This is a genomic window from Dactylosporangium sp. CA-152071 (assembly GCF_050936335.1).
In the GTDB taxonomy this organism is placed as follows: Bacteria; Actinomycetota; Actinomycetes; order Mycobacteriales; family Micromonosporaceae; genus Dactylosporangium; species Dactylosporangium maewongense.
The window spans coordinates 1,088,172-1,105,261 of record NZ_JBNJMZ010000001.1 but is presented as its reverse complement, the minus strand read 5'-3'; the positions used below and the strand labels follow the sequence as shown (position 1 = coordinate 1,105,261).

The following is a 17,090-nucleotide window of genomic DNA, read 5'->3' as shown; positions in this document are numbered from 1 at the left end:
GGCCGTGCTCAGTCGCGGCGGTCGAGGCCGAAGAGATCAGCTGCCGCCGCGAGCTGGTCGAGGTACTCAGCCAGCTCGCGGTGCCGCACGACGAGGTTGACCACGGTCGCCCCCGCCTCGCCGATCCGGCCGATGAGGTCCAGCGCGGCCTCCGGGCGGCCGATCGGGTCGAGACGGGCCGGAGGCGTGATGACGACGTCGAACCCGTCCGGCAGGTCGTGCTCGGCGAGCATCCGCGGCAAGGTCTCCAGGTCCGGACCGCGATACGTCACCGGGGCCGGTGCCCACCCGTCGGCCAGGGTGACCGCGCGGCGCAGCGCTCGCTTGCTGTGACCCCCGACCCAGATCGGGACCTTCTCCTGGACCGCGTGCGGGCTGATGACCTGCTCGGTGAAGTCGTAGTACTCCCCGTGGTAGGTCGCGAGCCGCACCGACAGCGACGCCCGCAGGGCCCGCAGGGCGTCGTCCGCCCGTGCTCCGCGATCGGCGAAGGGGCGAGCGAGCAGCGCGAACTCCTCCTCGAGGTTGCCGACGCCCACGCCAAGGATGACCCGCCCCCCGCTGAGGTGGTCCAGGGTGCCGTACCGCTTGGCCAGCTCGAGCGGATGGTGCAGCCCGAGCACGAGCACGTACGGCAGGAAGCGGATCCGCTCGGTGATCGCCGCGAGGTAGGAGAACGTCGCGACCGGGTCGTAGAAGCGCTCACCCCGGGCCAACCCCGGTGGCACGCTGACGTGCTCCGGGCAGGTGAAGAACTCGAACCCGAGCCGGTCGGCGGTCGTGAAGACCTCCCGCAGCTCGGCGACCCCGGCCTCGGCCTCCCATGCGGGGCGGGGCCCGGAGTCGGCCAGGACCGGGGAGCTGAGGCCGATGCGCACGACGCTCATGCCGTCACCTGCGCTGCGCTCCGGCGTCGGCCTGAGCTCCACCCTGCGCCCATGATTCGCAGCCCTCCGCTGCGCTGCGGGCCGCTCATGCCTCGGGGTCGACAGCGCGGGCGAGGATGTCGCGCCCCTCGTCGGTGCCGTCGAGCTGGCGGTTCCAGCGGTGGGTCACCTTCCAGCCCTCGTCGGTGCGGATGAACTCCCACCGGTTGGAGCCCGTGCGCCAGATCCGGTAGCCGTTCTGGTCGGGAGCGTTGAGCACGAGCTGCGAGTAGTTCGTCACGACGGCCCGGTCGCCGTCGACGGCGATGTGCGGCAGGCCCATGAGGTGGGCGGCGCCGGCGTGGATCAGGGCCTGGTGCCGCTCACCGTGCACCATGCCGCGCAGCGCGTCGCGGCCGTTGAGCACGACGGGGTACGTGTCGTACACGCCGTCCTCGGTCCACATCTGGGCGGTGACCTCGGCCGAGCCGCTGTCCACGGCCGGGCCGTAGCCGGCGACGATCCGCCACAGGGCGAGCTGGTCCTCGGCGGCGGCGAGGCGCCGCTCGGTCTGCTCGAGACGTGCCTCGAGCACACCGAGCCGGTCGGGCTGGGAGTCGGTCATCGGATTCCTTCCGTGGATACTCCGGCGTTCAGGCCGGGGAGGAAACGGAACTCCGGCGGAGCAGGGCAGGGAAAGCCGATCCGCCGCCAAGGCGGATCGGCGTTTGCCCGGGTGTCACCGCAAGGTTCACCATCCAGGCCGTTATCGTGTGGGCCGTGTCCGGGACTGTGAAGCGGGCGTTCAAGTACCGCTTCTACCCGGCCCCTGGGCAGGCCGCCGAGCTTGCTCGGACGTTCGGGTGTGTCCGACTGGTCTACAACCTGGCGTTGCAGGCCCGGACCGAGGCGTGGACGCTGCGCCAGGAACGGGTCAATTACAACGCCACCAGCGCGATGCTGACCGCGTGGAAGAAGACCGAGGAACTGGCGTTCCTCAACGAGGTCTCCTGCGTGCCGTTGCAGCAGGCGCTGCGCCACCTGCAGGTGGCGTTCACGAACTTCTGGGCGAAGCGTGCCAAGTACCCGACGTTCAAGTCGAAGAAGCGGTCGCGTCGCTCGGCGGAGTACACGACCAGCGCGTTCCGCTGGCGCGACGGCCGGCTCACCCTGGCCAAGATGACCGAGCCCCTGGACATCGTGTGGTCCCGGCCGCTGCCCGAGGGGGCTTCGCCGTCCACGGTGACCGTGTCCCAGGACGCCGCCGGCCGCTGGTTCGTGTCGCTGCTCTGCGACGACCGGGTCGAGCCAGTCCCGGCCACGGGTGCGGTCGGTGTCGACGCAGGGCTCAACAGCCTGCTCTGCCTGTCCACCGGGGAGAAGGTCACCAACCCCAAGCATGAGCGCCGGGACCGGGCCGCGCTCGCCCGAGCCCAACGCAACCTCGCCCGCAAGGAGAAGGGCTCCGCGAACCGGGCCAAGGCCCGCCTGAAGGTCGCCCGCGTCCACGCCCGGATCACCGACCGCAGACGTGACCACCTGCACAAACTGAGCACTCGACTCGTTCGTGAAAACCAAACGATCGTGATCGAGGACCTGACCGTCCGCAACATGCTCCGAAACCACCGCCTCGCCCGCGCCATCAGCGACGCGGCCTGGCGGCAGTTCCGCACCATGCTCGAATACAAGGCCGGATGGCACGGCCGCACCCTGGTCGCCGTGGACCGCTGGTTCCCGTCGTCCAAACTGTGCTCGACCTGTGGTGCACTCGCTGAGCGGATGCCACTGCACGTACGGTCGTGGACCTGCCGGTGCGGCACCGTCCACGACCGCGACGTCAACGCGGCCCGCAACATCCTCGCGGAGGGGCTCTCCGTGATCGCCTGTGGAGGCGGTGTAAGACCTCAACGAGAGTCCTCTCGGACGAGGCAGTCGTCGGTGAAGCAGGAACCCCCTGGGGTGACCCAGGGAATCCCCGCCCTCTAGGACGGGGAGGACTGTCAAAGGTGGGTTCCTTTCGGATCGGGCTGCACGCGGGTCGATCCGGCTGTGGCCGGTCAGGTCCCGGACGCGGTCGTCTCGAAGCGTTCCGGGGCGAGGTCGCGCAGCGCGGCCATCTGCTCAAGGTGGTGGGCCGCCGAGGTGGCCACCAGGCTCGCGTTGACCGCGGTCGCCCCGACGGCATCGGCCGTGCGCAGGTGCTTTCGGGAGCCGTCCGGGTCCCCGATCGGGTCCAGCGGCGGCATCTGCAGCACGAGGTCGAAGTCGTCCGGGCGCTCCACGGAGGTCCACAGGCGGGTCAGCTCCTGCGGCCCGAGGCCAAACGGCGCCCATCCGGTGCCGTGCGCCACGGCGCGGCGCAGCGAGCGGCGGGTGCGCCCACCGAACCACAATGGCACCGCGGTGCGCGGCGCGTGCGGTTCGACGACGAAGTCGGTGAAGGCGAACCGGGGCCCCTCGTGGTGCGGCACGGCCCTGCCCCACGCGGCGCGCAGGGCCGTGATCGCCTCGTCCGCGACCGCGCCGCGCTCGGCGAACTCGGCGCCGAGCAGGTCGAACTCCTCCTCCAGGCTGCCGACCCCGACCCCGAGGATGACGCGGCCGCCGCTGAGCAGGTCGAGGGTGCCGTAGGTCTTGGCGAGGGCCAGCGGGTGGTGGTAGCCGATGACGACGATGTTCGTCGCGAGCCGGACGCGGCGCGTCGCCGAGGCGAGGAACGACAGCGTGGCCACGGGGTCGAAGTACGTGCCGCCCCGCTCGACGGCGATCCGGGTGGGCACGGCGACGTGCTCGCTGCACGTCAGGTGGTGGTATCCCAGGTCGTCGGCGGCGCGGGCGACGGCCAGCAGTGCACCGCCGACGTCGGGGCCGGCCAGGACGTCGCGTTCCCAGGCGGCCGCGGTGCGCGGGTGCTGGACGACGACCGGGGTGAGCAGCCCGATGCGTGCGGTCATGACACGGTCTCCGATCCGGCGTCGCTGCGCGTCGCGCTGGTGGTCTCGTCGGTGGGGCCGCCGGCTGCGGGCGGGCCGCCGGCTGCGGCCCTCGTCGGGATGCGCCGGAGGCGTTCGAGCAGCGCGCCGAAGTCCTCGTCGTCGTCCGGGTCGAGCGGCAGCCCGAGCCCGAGCCCGTCGGCGAGCCCGCCGTACGCCCGGTCGAGCACGTCCGGCAGCTCGGCGTAGGTGCCGTGCGGGATGAGTGTGGCCAGGGTCTCGTCGTCGAGGGTGCCGGCGAGTCCCGCCCAGCGCCCGGAGGCGGCCATCTCGGCGAGCCGTTCGCCGACCTCGCCCAGGCCGAGCCGGTCCAGGGTCGTGCGGTAGGCCGGGGTCGAGAAGAGGAACGCCAGCTCCTGGCGGGCGGCGGCGCGGCTCGCGGCGAGCGCGGCCTGCGTCGGACCGGTGATCGACTTGGACACGACGACGACTCGTGGGATCCCGGCGCGTCCGGCCCGCTCGGCGCCGGCGCGGAGTCCGGGGAGCACGACCGCGCGGAGGTGGCTCGGGTGCGAGTTCGTCGCGTGGGTGACGAAGCCGTCGGCGAGCTCGCCGGCCACCTCACAGACGCGCCGGTTGACCCCGCCGGTGTACAGCGCCGGGGGCGTGGTGGACAGCGGGCCGGGGTTGAAGTAGGGCTGGAGCCGGGTGAAGCGGTAGTGGCTGCCCTCGTGGTCCAGGGGCGCGCCCGTGGCGAACGAGGCGAAGATCGCCCGGATCGAGGCGAGGTAGTCGCGCAGGTGTACGGCCGGCCGGTCCCACGGCACCGAGAAGCGGCCGACGATGTTGCCGCGCACCTGGGTGGCCAGACCGAGCTGGAAGCGACCTTCGGAGAACCGGGCGAGGTCCCACGCGGCGTACGCGGTCACCATCGGGCTGCGGGGGAAGGCCAGCGTCATGCTGGTGCGCACGGTGATCCGGTTGGTGTGCTCGGCCGCGAGCAGGGCGACCGACAACGAGTCGTGCGTGGTCTCGGGGACGTGCACGGTGTCGAAGCCGAGCCGTTCGATGCGCGCCACGACCGCGGGCACCTTGCGCAGCGCCGTCGTCGGCGGCAGCGTCGTGGCCAGCTCCATCCGGGTGGCGGGTACCTGTGGCGTCATGGGAGGCGCCCGGCCAGGGCGGCGTCGACGACCTCGTCGCCGCTGACGATCCGGGCGAGCTTCTCCAGCCGCGGTGCGCGGCGCAGGTGCGCCCCGCCCTCGACCGGCAGGCACGCGCCGGTGATCCACGAGGACTCGGGGCCGCACAGGAAGCGGACCGCGGCGGCGACGTCCTCGGCGCGCCCGACCCGCGCGAGGGGCTTCTCGGCGACGGTCGCGGCGGCCAGCTCGGGGTCGGCCAGCAGCAGGCCCGGGTTCTTCCCGTCGGTGGCCACGATGCCGGGGCGCACCACGTTGACCCGCACCGCGAGGTGGCCGAGCTCGTCGGCGGCGACCCGCACGAGGGCCTCGAGCGCGGCCTTGCTCACCGAGTAGGACGGCATGAACGGGAAGGAGTGCCCGCCCGCGCTCGAGGAGGTACACACGATCGAACCCCCACCGTGCGCGGCCAGAGCCTGTCCGCCGTGTCTGATCGCATGCAGCGCCGTCGTGACGTTGCGCCGGAAGTCGTGCTCAAGGGTCTCGGCGTCAAGGGCGAGCACGGGACGGAAGGTCCCGCCGCCGACCGTCGTGACGACGGCCGCCAAAGGGGTCTCGTCGGCGACGCGCACCGCGGCGGCCACGTCCTGATCGAGAGCGGAGTCGCCGACGCTGACCCGCACGGGCAGCGCCCCCGGGGCGGCCGCGGCGATCGTCGTGGCGGCCGCCCGCAGCGTCGCCTCGGTGCGCCCCATGATCGTCACGGTGGCGCCGTCGGCGGCGAGCGCGGCGGCGATGGCCCGGCCGAAGCCGCCGCCCCCGCCGATGACGAGCGCACCGCGGCCGGCGAGCGGACCGGGTGAGGCGGTGGCCGGGTCGGCAGTCGTGCTCACGACGTCACCTCCGCTGCGCTCCGGCGCCGCCGTGAGCCAAGGCTGTGCCTCTGGTTCGCGGCCCGAGCCGCTCCGCTGGCCGCTCACGCCTGCCCCCCCGACGGTCGCCGGAACTTGTCCTGCGTCGACGGGTCGTCCATGAGCACGAAGGTGCCGCTGGCCGTGACGCACGTCAGGTCCCCGATGCGCAGCTCGCCGGAGCTGCGCACCTTGCGCCCGTCGCGCCCGTCGTGCCGGGCCAGGATCGTGATCGTCGAGCCGACGGGGATGGCCGCGTGGAAGGAGACGTCGAGCCCGACCGTCACCGAGGCGTACCCGGCGCGGGCGTTGGCGATGCCGAGGGCGTGGTCCATCAGCATGGCCGAGGTGCCGCCGTGCACGTGCCCCGGGGGTCCCTGGAAGGCCAGCCCCAGCGTGACCTCGCCGCGCACTGAGCCGTCCGGCTCGACCCAGAGGCTCACCGGCGGCGACAGCGGGTTCTCGGTGCCGCCGGTGGGGTCGAAACGCCCCGGGCCGGGCTGGCGCCACATCGTCGCGATCCGCTCGGCAAGGTCCGGGGCGTGGGCGTCGATCCGGGCGGTGAGCGCGTCGAGGTCGGCCACGATCCGGTCGGCGTCGCCGTCGACGGCCGCGCCCGCGCGGGTGATCGCGTCGACGAGCCGGCGGGTGGCTGCGGCGACCGCATCGATGCCGCAATCGCGGGGCTGTGCCGTGGCGAGGGATACTTCCACCGGGCGGGCTCCTTCGGGCAATCTAGTCAACCAAGCGCTTGCTTGACTACACCCTAGCGACCCGGTGGTGTGCTGACAACGGTCGCGCCGCGGCATCGCCGCCCCACTGGTCGCGGTGGTGCCGCGCCCGTTGACGCGCTCCGCGACTTCCCCCTATGGTTACCCAAACGAGCGCTTGGTTGGCTCGTGATGTAGCCTGGCGCCGGCAGCCCTCGGGGCACCGACGAGCTCCCACCGATGAGCTCCAGGCATGCACACCACGCGGCCGACGCCATCCGTCACTGGCCGCACCACCGCGCCCTCACGGCCGCCGCCGAGCGACCGGCCGCAACCCCGCCATCCGGGACCCCGCCGCGGCCGCGGCGCGCTCCCGGCTCGGACCGCAGGTCCGGAAAGGAAGACCGTGTCTCGTCTTGCATACCGCCGGCGCCTCGCCGTGGCCGTCACTGCGCTCGCCACCCTCGCCGTCGGAGCCTGCTCCGGCGACGCGGCGGGCGACCCCAGCGCCGCGAACGGTGAGATCGACCCCAGCGCCGTCCTACGGGTCACGGCCTCGTCGCCGTTCCAGAATCTCGACCCGGCCCAACTGGCTCCCGGCGGTTACCCGTACCTCACGCTGATCTACGACCGGCTCACCATGGTCGACGCCAAGGACAACATCGTCCCCGGCCTGGCAACCTCGTGGACCTTCGCCGCGGACGGCTCCTACCTCGAGCTCGCCCTGCGCAACGACGTCACCTTCCACGACGGGACGCCGTTCGACGCCAACGCCGTCAAGGTGAACATCGAGCGCGGTCAGACGCTGCCGGCGAGCACCGTCAAGCAGGACCTCGCCGACATCACCGGCGTCACCGTCGTCGACGCGCACACCGCGCGCCTGAACCTCAAGCCGGGCACCGGCGCGGTGCTCCCGTCGGCCCTGGCCACCGCCGCCGGCATGATGGTCTCGCCCAAGGCGATCACCGACGGCGTCAACCTCAAGCTCGCCCCCGGCAACGCCGGCTCGGGGCCATACGTCGCCACCGAGTTCGTGCCCAACGAGAAGTACGTGGTCAAGCGCGCCACGGGCACCTACTGGGACCCGAACGCCGGGCGCCTCGCCGGTATGGAGATCACCCGCGTCCCGCAGGGCGCCACCAGGATCAACGGCGTCATCAACGGTCAGACCGACCTCAGCTTCGTCTCCTCGGCCAACGAGATCATCGAGGCCCGCCAGCTCGGCCAGGCCGGCCAGCTCAAGGTGACCACCCGCCCGTTCCGCAACGTCCTGGGCATCCTGCTGCGCGCCAACAAGGGCGACCTCAAGGACAAGCGGGTCCGTGAGGCAATCGCGCGCTCGGTCGACCCGGCCGCCATCAAGGCGCTCTTCGCCGACACGTGCACGCCCACCCGCAGCATCTACCCGGGCAGCCCGTGGGAGGACCCGGCGGCGAAGTACCCGTACGAGTTCGACCTGGCCAAGGCCAAGGCGCTCATCGCCGAGGTGGGCGGGGCCAAGGTGTCGATCAGCTTCTCCGCCGGCACCAACACCGAGCAGCCCGCCACCGCCATCCAGGCCGCCATGTCCCAGGCCGGCATCAACGCCACGCTCAACCCGACGCCGAACTCCGAGACCGAGGCCCGCTTCATCGCCGGCGACTTCGAGCTCGAGGTGTCCAACACCTTCAACCCGCGCATCGACCCGGCGGGGACGGTGAACAACTACCTCACCGGCAACTACAAGCTCGCCACCGACCCCGAGGCCATCGCCCCGATCGCGGCCAAGGCCGCCGACCCCCGCTCCAGCGTCGAGGAGCGCGCCAAGCAGTACCACCAGCTGTGGGACCAGCTGTTCAGCGAGGCGTGGTTCATCCCGATCTGCAACCTCACCAACGCGACCGTCGCCTCCCCGAAGGTGGTCGGGGCCGAGCAGCTGCCGTGGACCAATCTCGGCCTGTTCGACCTGCGCACCGTCGCGATGACGAAGCGCTGAGCGCCCGGACCCCACCCGTCGGCCGGCCGGTCGCCCGCCGCGACCGGCCGGCCCGAAGAAAGGTAGCCAGAGCCAGTGACCCGCCCCGCCGCAGCCGCCCCTCTCCTGGTTGCGCTGTCCCGCGCGCTCGAGCGGCAGCCTGACCTCGCCCTCACCCTCGCCGGCACCCCGTTCACCGTGGCCGAGCTCGATGCCGCGTCGCGTCGCCTCGCCGGGTTCCTCGCCGACCGGGTCGCCCCCGGCGACCGCGTCGTCGTCCTCGCCCGCAACGGCCGGCTGGCCCTGCTCGCCTGGTGGGCGACGACGCTCCGCGGCGGATTCGTCGTCCCGCTCAACACGAGCAACCGCGGCCCCATCCTGGCCCACCAGGTGCACGACGCCGATCCGATCGCGATGATCCTCGAGGACGAGTTCGTGCCCGTCATGGACGACGCCCTCGCCGGCACAGGGCTGCGGGTGCCGGTGCTCGTCGGCGCCGCCGAGGCCGGCCGGCCGGCCTCAGGCCCGGTGCCCGCCTGGGCCACCGAGGTCATCGACTTCGACGCCGCCGTCGCCGAGGGCTCGGCGTTGTCGACGACCCCGGACCTCGACGCGTACGCCACCAGCCACCTCATCTACACGGCCGGCACGACCGGACCGTCCAAGGCCTGCATGGTCAGCCACGGCTTCGCGGCGAACATGGCCCGGCAGATGCACGAGAACCTCGAGCGCCGGGCCGGCGACGTCCTGTGGTCGGCGATGCCGCTGTTCCACATGGCCGCGGTCGGGCACGTCCTGGGCTCGCTCCAGCTCGGCTCGGCGATGGACATCGCGCAGCGCTTCTCCGTCAGCGGCTTCTGGGACGAGATCCTGCGCTCCCGCGCGACGATGGCCGCGCTCATGGGCTCGATGCTGCCGATGATCGCCGGCGCTGCCGAGTCCGAGGCAGCCCGCAAAGCCTTCGGCCAGCTGCGCGTCGTGTCCGGCTCGCCGGTCACCGCCGACCTCGCTGCTCGCTGGACCGAGCGGTTCGGCGTCGAGCGGGTCGGCTCGGGCGCCTACGGCATGACCGAGGCCAGCCTGATCACGTTCACCCCGCCGGGGGAGTACCGCGCCGGGACCGCCGGCAAGGTCAACGAGTCCTTCGAGGTGCGCATCGTCGACAAGGACGACAACCCGCTGCCCGTCGGCGAGGTCGGCGAGATCGTCGCCCGCCCCACCCGTCCGGCGATCATGTTCAACGGTTACTGGCGCCAGCCGGAGAAGACCCTCGAGGTCTTCCGGGGCCTGTGGTTCCACTGCGGTGACTACGGCCGCCTCGACGAGGACGGCTACCTCTACTTCGTCGACCGCGGCAAGGACTACCTGCGCCGCGGCGGCGAGAACATCTCCAGCTTCGAGATCGAGGGCATCGTGGCGGCCCACCCGGCCGTCGGCGAGGTCGCCGTGCACGCGGTCCCGTCCCCCCTGGCCGAGGACGACCTCAAGGTGACGGTCGTGCCCGCGCCCGGTGCGCAGATCGACCCCGCGGAGTTCTTCGCGTGGCTGCACCCGCGGGTCCCGCGGTATGCCGTGCCCTCCCACATCGAGGTCCGCACCGAGCTGCCCAAGAACGCCGTGGGTCGGGTCCTCAAGCGGGTCCTGCGCGACGAGGGCGTGACCCCGCAGACGTGGAGCACGGACCCCCGCGCCGTCACCGGCACCTCGGGCGCGGCCGGCGCCGGGGAGCAGGCATGAGCGGGCCGCAGCGCAGCGGAGGGCTGCGAATCATGGGCGCAGGGTGGAGCTCAGGCCGGCGCCGGAGCGCAGCGGAGGTGACGTCGTGAGCGCCACCCCGGGCCCGCGGTCCGAGGGTCCGCTGGCGGGCCTGCGCGTCCTCGAGCTCGGAGGGCAGGGGCCGGCGCCGTTCGCGACGATGATGCTCGCCGACCTCGGCGCCCAGGTCGTGCGGGTCGATCCGCCGGGCGAGCCCGACCGGCGGGAGCGCGCGCAGGTCAACGCGATCGACCGGGGCCGCACGACCGTCACGCTCGACCTGAAGTCCGAGGCCGACCGGGCGCTGGTGGACCGCCTGCTCGCCGGCGCCGACGTGCTGCTCGACCCGTTCCGCCCCGGGGTGCTCGAACGTCTCGGCCTGGACCCGGCCGAGCTCACCGAGCGGCACCCGCGCCTCGTCGTGGCGCGGATGAGCGGCTGGGGCCAGGACGGTCCCCTCGCCGCGGCCGCCGGGCACGACCTCAACTACATCGCCGTCTCCGGAGTGCTCGACACGATCGGCCGGCCCGACTCCGGCCCCGTCGTGCCGCCGATGTACCTGGCCGACTTCGCCGGCGGCGGCATGGTGCTCGCCTTCGGAGTCCTGGCCGCCCTGCACGAGCGCGCCTCCTCCGGGCGGGGGCAGGTGGTGGACTCCTCGATGCTGGAGGGCAGCGGACTGCTCACCGTCGTGATCCGCTCGATGCTCGCGCGGGGCGCCTGGAACCTCACCCGTGGGACGAACTACCTCGACGGCGGGGCGCACTTCTACCGGGTGTACCGCACCGCCGACGACAAGTTCATGTCCGTCGCGGCCATCGAGGCGAAGTTCTACCGCACGTTCCTGCTCACCCTCGGCCTCGAGCCGGAGGACGGGCCGGGGCAGTTCGACGAGTCGGGGTGGGCCGGCTGGGCCGAGCGGATCGCGACGGTCTTCGCCGGGCGTACCCGGCAGGAGTGGACCAGCATCTACGAGGGCGTCGACGCGTGCGTACACCCGGTGCTGGACGTCGCGGAGTCGGCCTCGCACCCGCAGGTGCGTGCCCGGCGGGCCGTCATCGACGTCGATGGCGTCGCCCAGCCGGCCCCGGTGCCGCGCTTCTCGCGGACGCCGGCCGGGATCCCGCGGGCACCGCGGCGCCGCGGTGAGGACACCGACCGGGTGCGCTCGGCACTCGCCACGGACCGCCCCTGGGAAGCCTTGGCCAGGCCTTGACCTGCCTTCGCATCCCATCCTACGATCTCAACCAAGCGCTTGCTTGCTTCGGTTGGTCCGTGTTCGACGACGAACGAACGGAACGTCAATGACACCCCAGACCCCGGCAGCCCGAACCTCGGGACCCGCCGTCTTCGCTGACATCGTGCGCGGGCGCACGGGTGACGATCACCCGGGCCTGCTGTTCGAGGGTCGCACCATCACCTGGGGCCAAGTCGTGCAGGAAGCCGCCGACCGCGCCGCCGCGCTGGCCGACGTGCCCCGGCCCGAGGACAGGCCGCTGCACCTGGGTGTGCTCCTGGAGAACACTCCCGACTACGTGTACTGGATCTGCGCGGCCGCGCTGTCCGGCGCCACCGTCGTCGGGATCAATCCGACCCGCCGCGGCGCCGAGCTGGCCCACGACGTGCGGCACACCGATTGCGACCTGTTCATCACCGAGGACCGCCTCGCCGGCCTCGTCGACGGGCTCGACCTGGGCATCCCCGCCGAGCAGGTGCACAACATCGACTCCCCGCAGTACGCCGCCTGGCTGGCCCGGTACGCCGGCGTCCCGATGCCCACCGGCAGCGCCGACCCCGGCGCCCACCTGCTGCTCATGTTCTCCTCGGGCTCGACCGGGGCACCCAAGGCGGTCATCTGCTCGCACGGGCGCCTTGCCGCGGTCTCCGAGGCGCTGCTGACCCGCACCGAGCTGACCCGCGACTCGGTCAGCTACCTGGCGATGCCCCTGTTCCACGGCAACGCCGTCATGCTCAACCTCGGGCCCGCCATGGTCTGCGGCGCGACGATCTGCATGGTCCGCAAGTTCTCCGCGTCCGGCTTCGTGCGCGACGTGCACGAGCACGGCGTCACCTACTTCAACTACGTCGGCCGGGCCCTGGCCTACGTCCTGGCCCAGCCGGTCGACCCACGCGACGCGACGAGCACGCTGCGCCGCGCCGTCGGCACCGAGGCCTCGGCCGCTGACATCGCCCGCTTCACCCAGCGCTTCGGTGCCGTCGTCTCCGAGGGGTACGGCTCCAGCGAGGGCGTCATGCGGATCAACCGCACCCCCGTGACGCCTGACGAGGCGCTCGGCGTGGCCGTCGCCGGCGCCGAGGTCAAGGTCATGGACGAGGTCACCGGGCTGGAGTGCCCGCCGGCCAAACTTGACGAGACCGGACGGCTCGTCAACGCGGACCAGGCCATCGGGCAGCTCGTCGGCGTCGGCATGGCCGCCCGGTTCGAGGGCTACTACAAGAACCCCGAAGCCGCCGCCGAGCGGGTCCGCGGCGAGGACTTCTGGTCCGGCGACCTGGCCTACCGCGACGCCGACGGGTACTTCTACTTCGCCGGCCGCTCCTCGGACTGGATCCGCGTCGACAGCGAGAACTTCGCCGCCGCGTCCGTTGAGCGGATCATCGAGCGCTGGGACCGCGTGTCGGTCGCCCCCGTCTTCGCCGTGCCCGACCCGCGCACCGGCGACCAGGTCATGTGCGCGCTCGAGCTGCGTGCCGGCGCCGGCTTCGACCCCGAGGCGTTCACCGCCTTCCTCGACGAGCAGGCCGACCTCGGCACCAAATGGCGGCCCCGCTTCGTGCGCATCGTCGCCGAGATCCCCACCACGGGCAACAGCAAGGTCGCCAAGCAGGTCCTGCGCCGCGCCGCCTGGGCCACGACCGACCCCGTCTACGTCCGCGACGGCGCGTCCACCGCGTACCGGCCGCTCACGGCAGCGGACGTCAGCGACCTCGAACGGCAGTTCGCCGTCAACGGGCGCACCGCGCTCCTGCCGCCCCCCTGACCCGGCCGGCCCGCCGAACACCGACTGGCGCCCCATGCCCCGAGAGAGGACATGTATGTTCCTGGAGTACACCCCAGCGCAGCGAGAGCTGAGCCGGGAGCTGCGCGCGTACTTCGCGGGCCTGCTCACGCCTGAGGTCCGCGAGGCGCTCGGCGGCACCAACGAGGACCGGCCGGCCTACCGCGAGATCATCCGCCAGATCGGCAAGGACGGCCTGCTCGGACTCGGCTGGCCCAAGGAGTTCGGCGGCCAGGGCCGCCCGCCGCTGGACCAGTACATCCTTTTCGACGAGATCAACCGCGCCCAGGCGCCATTCCCGTTCGTCACCATCAACAACATCGGCCCGATGCTCATGCGCTACGGCACCGAGGAGCAGAAGCGCACCTACCTGCCGGGCATGCTCACCGGCGACGTCATCTTCGCCATCGGCTACAGCGAGCCCGGCTCCGGCACCGACCTCGCCTCGCTGCGCACCAGGGCCGAGGCCACCCCCGAGGGTGGCTGGGTCATCAACGGCCAGAAGGTCTTCACCAGCGGCGCCAGCCAGGCCGACTTCGTCTGGCTGGCCGTGCGCACCGACCCCGACGCCCCGAAGCACAAGGGCATCACCATCCTCATCGTGCCGACGTCGGACCCCGGCTTCAGCTGCACGCCGATCGCCACCAGCGGCATCACCCACACCAATGCCTCCTACTACGAGGACGTGCGCGTCGGCCCCGAGGCCCTCGTCGGCGAGGTCAACGGCGGCTGGCGCCTCATCACCGGCCAGCTCGGTCACGAGCGGGTGGGCCTGGCCGCCATGGGCGGGCGCACGGAGCAGCTGTGGACCGACATCGCCGCGTGGGCCGCCGAGCCCGACGCCGACGGGGTCCGCGTCCTCGACCGGCCGTGGGTGCGCACGCAGCTGGCCCGTGACTACGCGGAGCTGACCGCGATGCGCCTGCTCAACTGGAAGATCGCCGTCGTCGGGGAGGGCCAGAACCCGGCCCCCGCGGCCGCGTCGGTCGCCAAGGTCTACGGCACGGAGACCCACGACCGGGTCTGCCGCAGCCTCGTCTCCGTCGCCGGGCCCCGCGCGACCCGGCGCACCGGGGCCCCGGACGCCGTCCTCGGCGGACAGCTGGAGGCCTACACCCGCGGCTCCTACATCAACACCTTCGGCGGCGGTACCAACGAGGTGCTGCGCGACATGATCGCGGTCACCGGCCTCGGCATGCCGAGGAAGGGACGGTCCGCATGAGCACTACGACGCAGACCCCGGCCCCGGCCCCCGGCACCACCGACGAGGAGGCCTTCCTCGCCCGCCTGCTCGAGTTCCGCGGCCTCGAGGCCACGCCCACCCGCTACGCGCAGGACGCCGTCAACCAGGCGATGATCCGCCACTTCGTCGAGGCGATGGGCGACGAGAACCCCATATACGTCGATGAGCAGGCCGCCCGTGACACCGGCCGGGAGGGTGTCGTCGCCCCGCCGCCGATGCTGTCGACCTGGCTCATGGTCGGCTACAAGGCCCACATGGCCGCCGCCGCGGGCGCCGCGCCGGACACGCCCATGGCCCGGCTGCTCGCGATCCTCGCCGAGGCCGGCTACGTCGGGGTCGTCGCCACCAACGACGAGCACGAGTACGTGCGCGAGCTGCGCCTGGGCGACGAGATCAAGATGACCACGGTCATCGAGGACATCTCCCCGCGCAAGACCACGGGTCTGGGCACCGGCCACTTCATCACGACCCTGCGCACCTACACCGACCAGCACGACGAGGTCGTGGCTCGCCAGCGCTTCCGCATCCTGCGCTTCGACCCGTCCGGCGCCAAGCCCGCTGCTCCGGCTCCGGCTCCGGCCGCGGCCGACCCGGCGCTGCGGCACAAGCCGTTCATCCTGCGCGACAACGCCTTCTGGTTCGAGGCCGCCGCACAGCGCCGCCTCGTCATCCAGGCCTGCACCGACTGCGGCACACTGCGCCACCCGCCCGGCCCGGTCTGCCCCTCCTGCCATTCGTTCGCGTGGCACGAGGTCGAGGCGAGCGGCCGGGGCACGGTGCACAGCTACGTCGTCAGCCACCATCCGAAGGCCCCCGGGTACGACTACCCGCTCACCGTCGTGCTCGTCGACCTCGAGGAGGGCACCCGCCTCGTCGCCGACTTCGCCGGGGACGCCGGCGAGGTCGAGATCGGCCTGCCCGTGCAGGTCGACTGGGTCGACTACGACGAGCACCTCACGCTCCCGCGTTTCCGGGCCGCGACCTCCGTGTCGGAGTCCACCGAACAGGAGAGGAACTGATGGACTTCCAGCTCACCGAGGAACAGGTCACGGTCAACGACCTGGCGCGCGACATCTTCGCGCGCAACGGCGACCCGCAGCGCCTCTTCGACATCGAGGCCGGCCCGGAGCGCTTCGACCGCGTCCTGCACCGCGACCTGGCCGAGTCCGGCGCCCTCGGGCTGCTCGTGCCGGAGGAGCACGGCGGCGCCGGGCTGACCCTGGGCGCCGTCGCGGGGGTCTTCGTCGAGCAGGGCCGCACGCTGGGCACCGTCCCGCTGTGGGAGACCCTCGTCGGCGGCGTCCTGCCGCTGGTGCGCTACGGCGACGCCAAGCAGCAGTCCGAATGGCTGCCCCGCGTCGCCGCCGGGGACGCGGTCCTCACCGTGGCCGTCGACGACCTGTCCGACGCCCGGCCGTACGGCGCCCGCGTCCGCGCACGGTCCGGCGGTGCGGGAGTCACCCTGAGCGGCACCGCCGTCGGGGTCCGCTCGGCGCACCTCGCCGACGCGATCATCGTCCCGGCCACCGACGAGGAGGGCACGGTCGGGCTCTATCTCGTGCCGACCGCCGGCGCCGGGGTGCGCCTCGACACCTTCGAGCGCACCGACCGCGGACTCGCCTCCGACGTGCACTTCGAGGGCTCCGCCGCGGAACTGCTCGCCGAGGGCCCCGAGGACGACCGGGTCGACTGGCTGCTGCGCCAGGTCTGGATCGCCCTGTCTGCCCTGCAGAGCGGCATCAGCCAGGCCGCTGTGCGCCAGGCCGCCGACTACACCTCGGGCCGCGAGCAGTTCGGTGTGCCGATCGCGACCTTCCAGGCCGTCGCCCACCAGATCGCCAACTGCCACATCGACACCGAGGCGATGGAGGTCACCTACCTCAACGCGCTGTGGCGCGAGACGACCGAGCGGCCCTCCCGTGCGGCCGTGCATGTCGCGAAGTACTGGGCCGGCGAGGCCGGCGACCGTGTCGCACGCACCGTGCAGCACGTGCACGGCGGCATGGGTGCCGACGTCACGTACCCGATCCACCGCTACATGCTCTGGACCACCCAGCTGGCCAACACCGCCGGCTCCGGGGCCTGGCATCTGCAGCAGCTCGCGGACCTGGTCGACGCGGGGGAGCAGCTGTGAGCGAGGCTCAGGTCACCATCGAGCAGGTGAGCATCGGCGACACGCTGCCGGAGCTCGAGATCCTTCTGACCCGGACCCTCATCGTCGCCGGCGCTCTCGCGACCCGCGACTACGAGGACGTGCACCACGACCCGGCGCAGGCCGAGCGGCGCGGTACCCCCGACACGTACATGAGCATCAACAACACCAACGGGCTCGTCGGCCGCTACGTCACCGACTGGGCCGGCCCCGCCGCGCGCATGGTGCGCCTGAGCACCCGCCTTGGGGTGCCGAACTTCCCGGGCGACACGATGCGGCTGACCGGTGAGGTCGTCGGCGTCGAGCAGGACACCGTGCGGGTCGCGGTGCGTGGCATGAACAGCAAGGGCGCGCACGCCATCTCCGAGGTGACCGTGCGCCTGCCCCGCGGAACGGAGCAGTGA

General features: G+C 72.5%; 15 protein-coding genes. 9 read left to right on the top strand and 6 right to left on the bottom strand.

Annotation, left to right across the window (positions count from 1 at the left end):
• Positions 1-8: 8 nt before the first annotated feature.
• Positions 9-887, bottom strand: coding sequence for a TIGR03619 family F420-dependent LLM class oxidoreductase (locus tag ACQEVZ_RS04405; RefSeq protein ID WP_344510895.1), 879 nt, complete (start codon positions 885-887; stop codon positions 9-11).
• Between the two features lie 85 nt (positions 888-972).
• Positions 973-1,491 (bottom strand): nuclear transport factor 2 family protein, encoded by a 519-nt coding sequence (locus tag ACQEVZ_RS04400; RefSeq protein WP_433361565.1) that lies wholly within the window; start codon positions 1,489-1,491, stop codon positions 973-975.
• A gap of 155 nt (positions 1,492-1,646) precedes the next feature.
• On the opposite strand from ACQEVZ_RS04400, the gene ACQEVZ_RS04395 reads away from it, so the two are divergent.
• Complete coding sequence (locus tag ACQEVZ_RS04395; protein WP_433361562.1) at positions 1,647-2,852, top strand: RNA-guided endonuclease InsQ/TnpB family protein; 1,206 nt, start codon at positions 1,647-1,649, stop codon at positions 2,850-2,852.
• Positions 2,853-2,923: 71 nt separating this feature from the next.
• On the opposite strand, the gene ACQEVZ_RS04390 is transcribed toward ACQEVZ_RS04395, so the two are convergent.
• The 4 genes from ACQEVZ_RS04390 to ACQEVZ_RS04375 form a co-directional block, all read right to left on the bottom strand.
• Entirely contained in the window at positions 2,924-3,820 is an 897-nt protein-coding gene (locus ACQEVZ_RS04390; RefSeq protein ID WP_344510891.1) for a TIGR03619 family F420-dependent LLM class oxidoreductase, read from the bottom strand.
• Positions 3,817-4,962, bottom strand: coding sequence for a TIGR03617 family F420-dependent LLM class oxidoreductase (locus ACQEVZ_RS04385; RefSeq protein ID WP_433361559.1), 1,146 nt, complete (start codon positions 4,960-4,962; stop codon positions 3,817-3,819). Before ACQEVZ_RS04385 ends, ACQEVZ_RS04390 begins: the two co-directional genes overlap by 4 nt.
• Entirely contained in the window at positions 4,959-5,834 is an 876-nt protein-coding gene (locus ACQEVZ_RS04380; RefSeq protein ID WP_344510888.1) for an SDR family NAD(P)-dependent oxidoreductase, read from the bottom strand. The genes ACQEVZ_RS04385 and ACQEVZ_RS04380 overlap by 4 nt, the downstream gene beginning before the upstream one ends.
• Positions 5,835-5,917: 83 nt before the next feature.
• A complete protein-coding gene (locus ACQEVZ_RS04375; RefSeq protein WP_433361555.1) occupies positions 5,918-6,565 on the bottom strand; it encodes a PaaI family thioesterase in 648 nt (215 codons plus the stop codon).
• Positions 6,566-6,968: 403 nt separating this feature from the next.
• Here ACQEVZ_RS04375 and ACQEVZ_RS04370 point away from each other — a divergent pair, with 403 nt between their 5' ends.
• From ACQEVZ_RS04370 to ACQEVZ_RS04335, 8 genes are all read left to right on the top strand, one after another.
• Complete coding sequence (locus ACQEVZ_RS04370; RefSeq protein ID WP_344510884.1) at positions 6,969-8,537, top strand: ABC transporter substrate-binding protein; 1,569 nt, start codon at positions 6,969-6,971, stop codon at positions 8,535-8,537.
• A gap of 75 nt (positions 8,538-8,612) precedes the next feature.
• On the top strand, positions 8,613-10,253 hold the full coding sequence (locus ACQEVZ_RS04365) for an AMP-binding protein (RefSeq protein WP_344510883.1): 1,641 nt from the start codon (positions 8,613-8,615) through the stop codon (positions 10,251-10,253).
• A gap of 85 nt (positions 10,254-10,338) precedes the next feature.
• Positions 10,339-11,487: a CaiB/BaiF CoA transferase family protein gene (locus ACQEVZ_RS04360; protein ID WP_354894720.1), complete on the top strand. Its 1,149-nt coding sequence runs from the start codon at positions 10,339-10,341 to the stop codon at positions 11,485-11,487.
• Between the two features lie 145 nt (positions 11,488-11,632).
• Positions 11,633-13,273 (top strand): AMP-binding protein, encoded by a 1,641-nt coding sequence (locus ACQEVZ_RS04355; protein ID WP_344510879.1) that lies wholly within the window; start codon positions 11,633-11,635, stop codon positions 13,271-13,273.
• Positions 13,274-13,328: 55 nt separating this feature from the next.
• The gene (locus ACQEVZ_RS04350; protein WP_433361549.1) at positions 13,329-14,513 is read left to right on the top strand and encodes an acyl-CoA dehydrogenase family protein; all 1,185 of its coding nucleotides are present in this window, start codon (positions 13,329-13,331) and stop codon (positions 14,511-14,513) included.
• Positions 14,510-15,553: a bifunctional MaoC family dehydratase N-terminal/OB-fold nucleic acid binding domain-containing protein gene (locus tag ACQEVZ_RS04345; RefSeq protein ID WP_433361546.1), complete on the top strand. Its 1,044-nt coding sequence runs from the start codon at positions 14,510-14,512 to the stop codon at positions 15,551-15,553. The genes ACQEVZ_RS04350 and ACQEVZ_RS04345 overlap by 4 nt, the downstream gene beginning before the upstream one ends.
• Positions 15,553-16,668, top strand: a complete 1,116-nt coding sequence (locus tag ACQEVZ_RS04340) for an acyl-CoA dehydrogenase family protein (RefSeq protein ID WP_344510873.1) — start codon at positions 15,553-15,555, stop codon at positions 16,666-16,668. The genes ACQEVZ_RS04345 and ACQEVZ_RS04340 overlap by 1 nt, the downstream gene beginning before the upstream one ends.
• Positions 16,665-17,090, top strand: coding sequence for an acyl dehydratase (locus ACQEVZ_RS04335; RefSeq protein WP_433361543.1), 426 nt, complete (start codon positions 16,665-16,667; stop codon positions 17,088-17,090). The genes ACQEVZ_RS04340 and ACQEVZ_RS04335 overlap by 4 nt, the downstream gene beginning before the upstream one ends.

Excerpts from the sequence above, each read along its gene's own strand:
- ACQEVZ_RS04385 (WP_433361559.1), bottom strand. The coding sequence starts at position 4,962 with ATGACGCCACAGGTACCCGCCACCCGGATGGAGCTGGCCACGACGCTG.
- ACQEVZ_RS04345 (WP_433361546.1), top strand. The coding sequence starts at position 14,510 with ATGAGCACTACGACGCAGACCCCGGCCCCGGCCCCCGGCACCACCGAC.
- ACQEVZ_RS04340 (WP_344510873.1), top strand. The coding sequence starts at position 15,553 with ATGGACTTCCAGCTCACCGAGGAACAGGTCACGGTCAACGACCTGGCG.
- ACQEVZ_RS04390 (WP_344510891.1), bottom strand. The coding sequence starts at position 3,820 with ATGACCGCACGCATCGGGCTGCTCACCCCGGTCGTCGTCCAGCACCCG.
- ACQEVZ_RS04400 (WP_433361565.1), bottom strand. The coding sequence starts at position 1,491 with ATGACCGACTCCCAGCCCGACCGGCTCGGTGTGCTCGAGGCACGTCTC.
- ACQEVZ_RS04405 (WP_344510895.1), bottom strand. The coding sequence starts at position 887 with ATGAGCGTCGTGCGCATCGGCCTCAGCTCCCCGGTCCTGGCCGACTCC.
- ACQEVZ_RS04350 (WP_433361549.1), top strand. The coding sequence starts at position 13,329 with ATGTTCCTGGAGTACACCCCAGCGCAGCGAGAGCTGAGCCGGGAGCTG.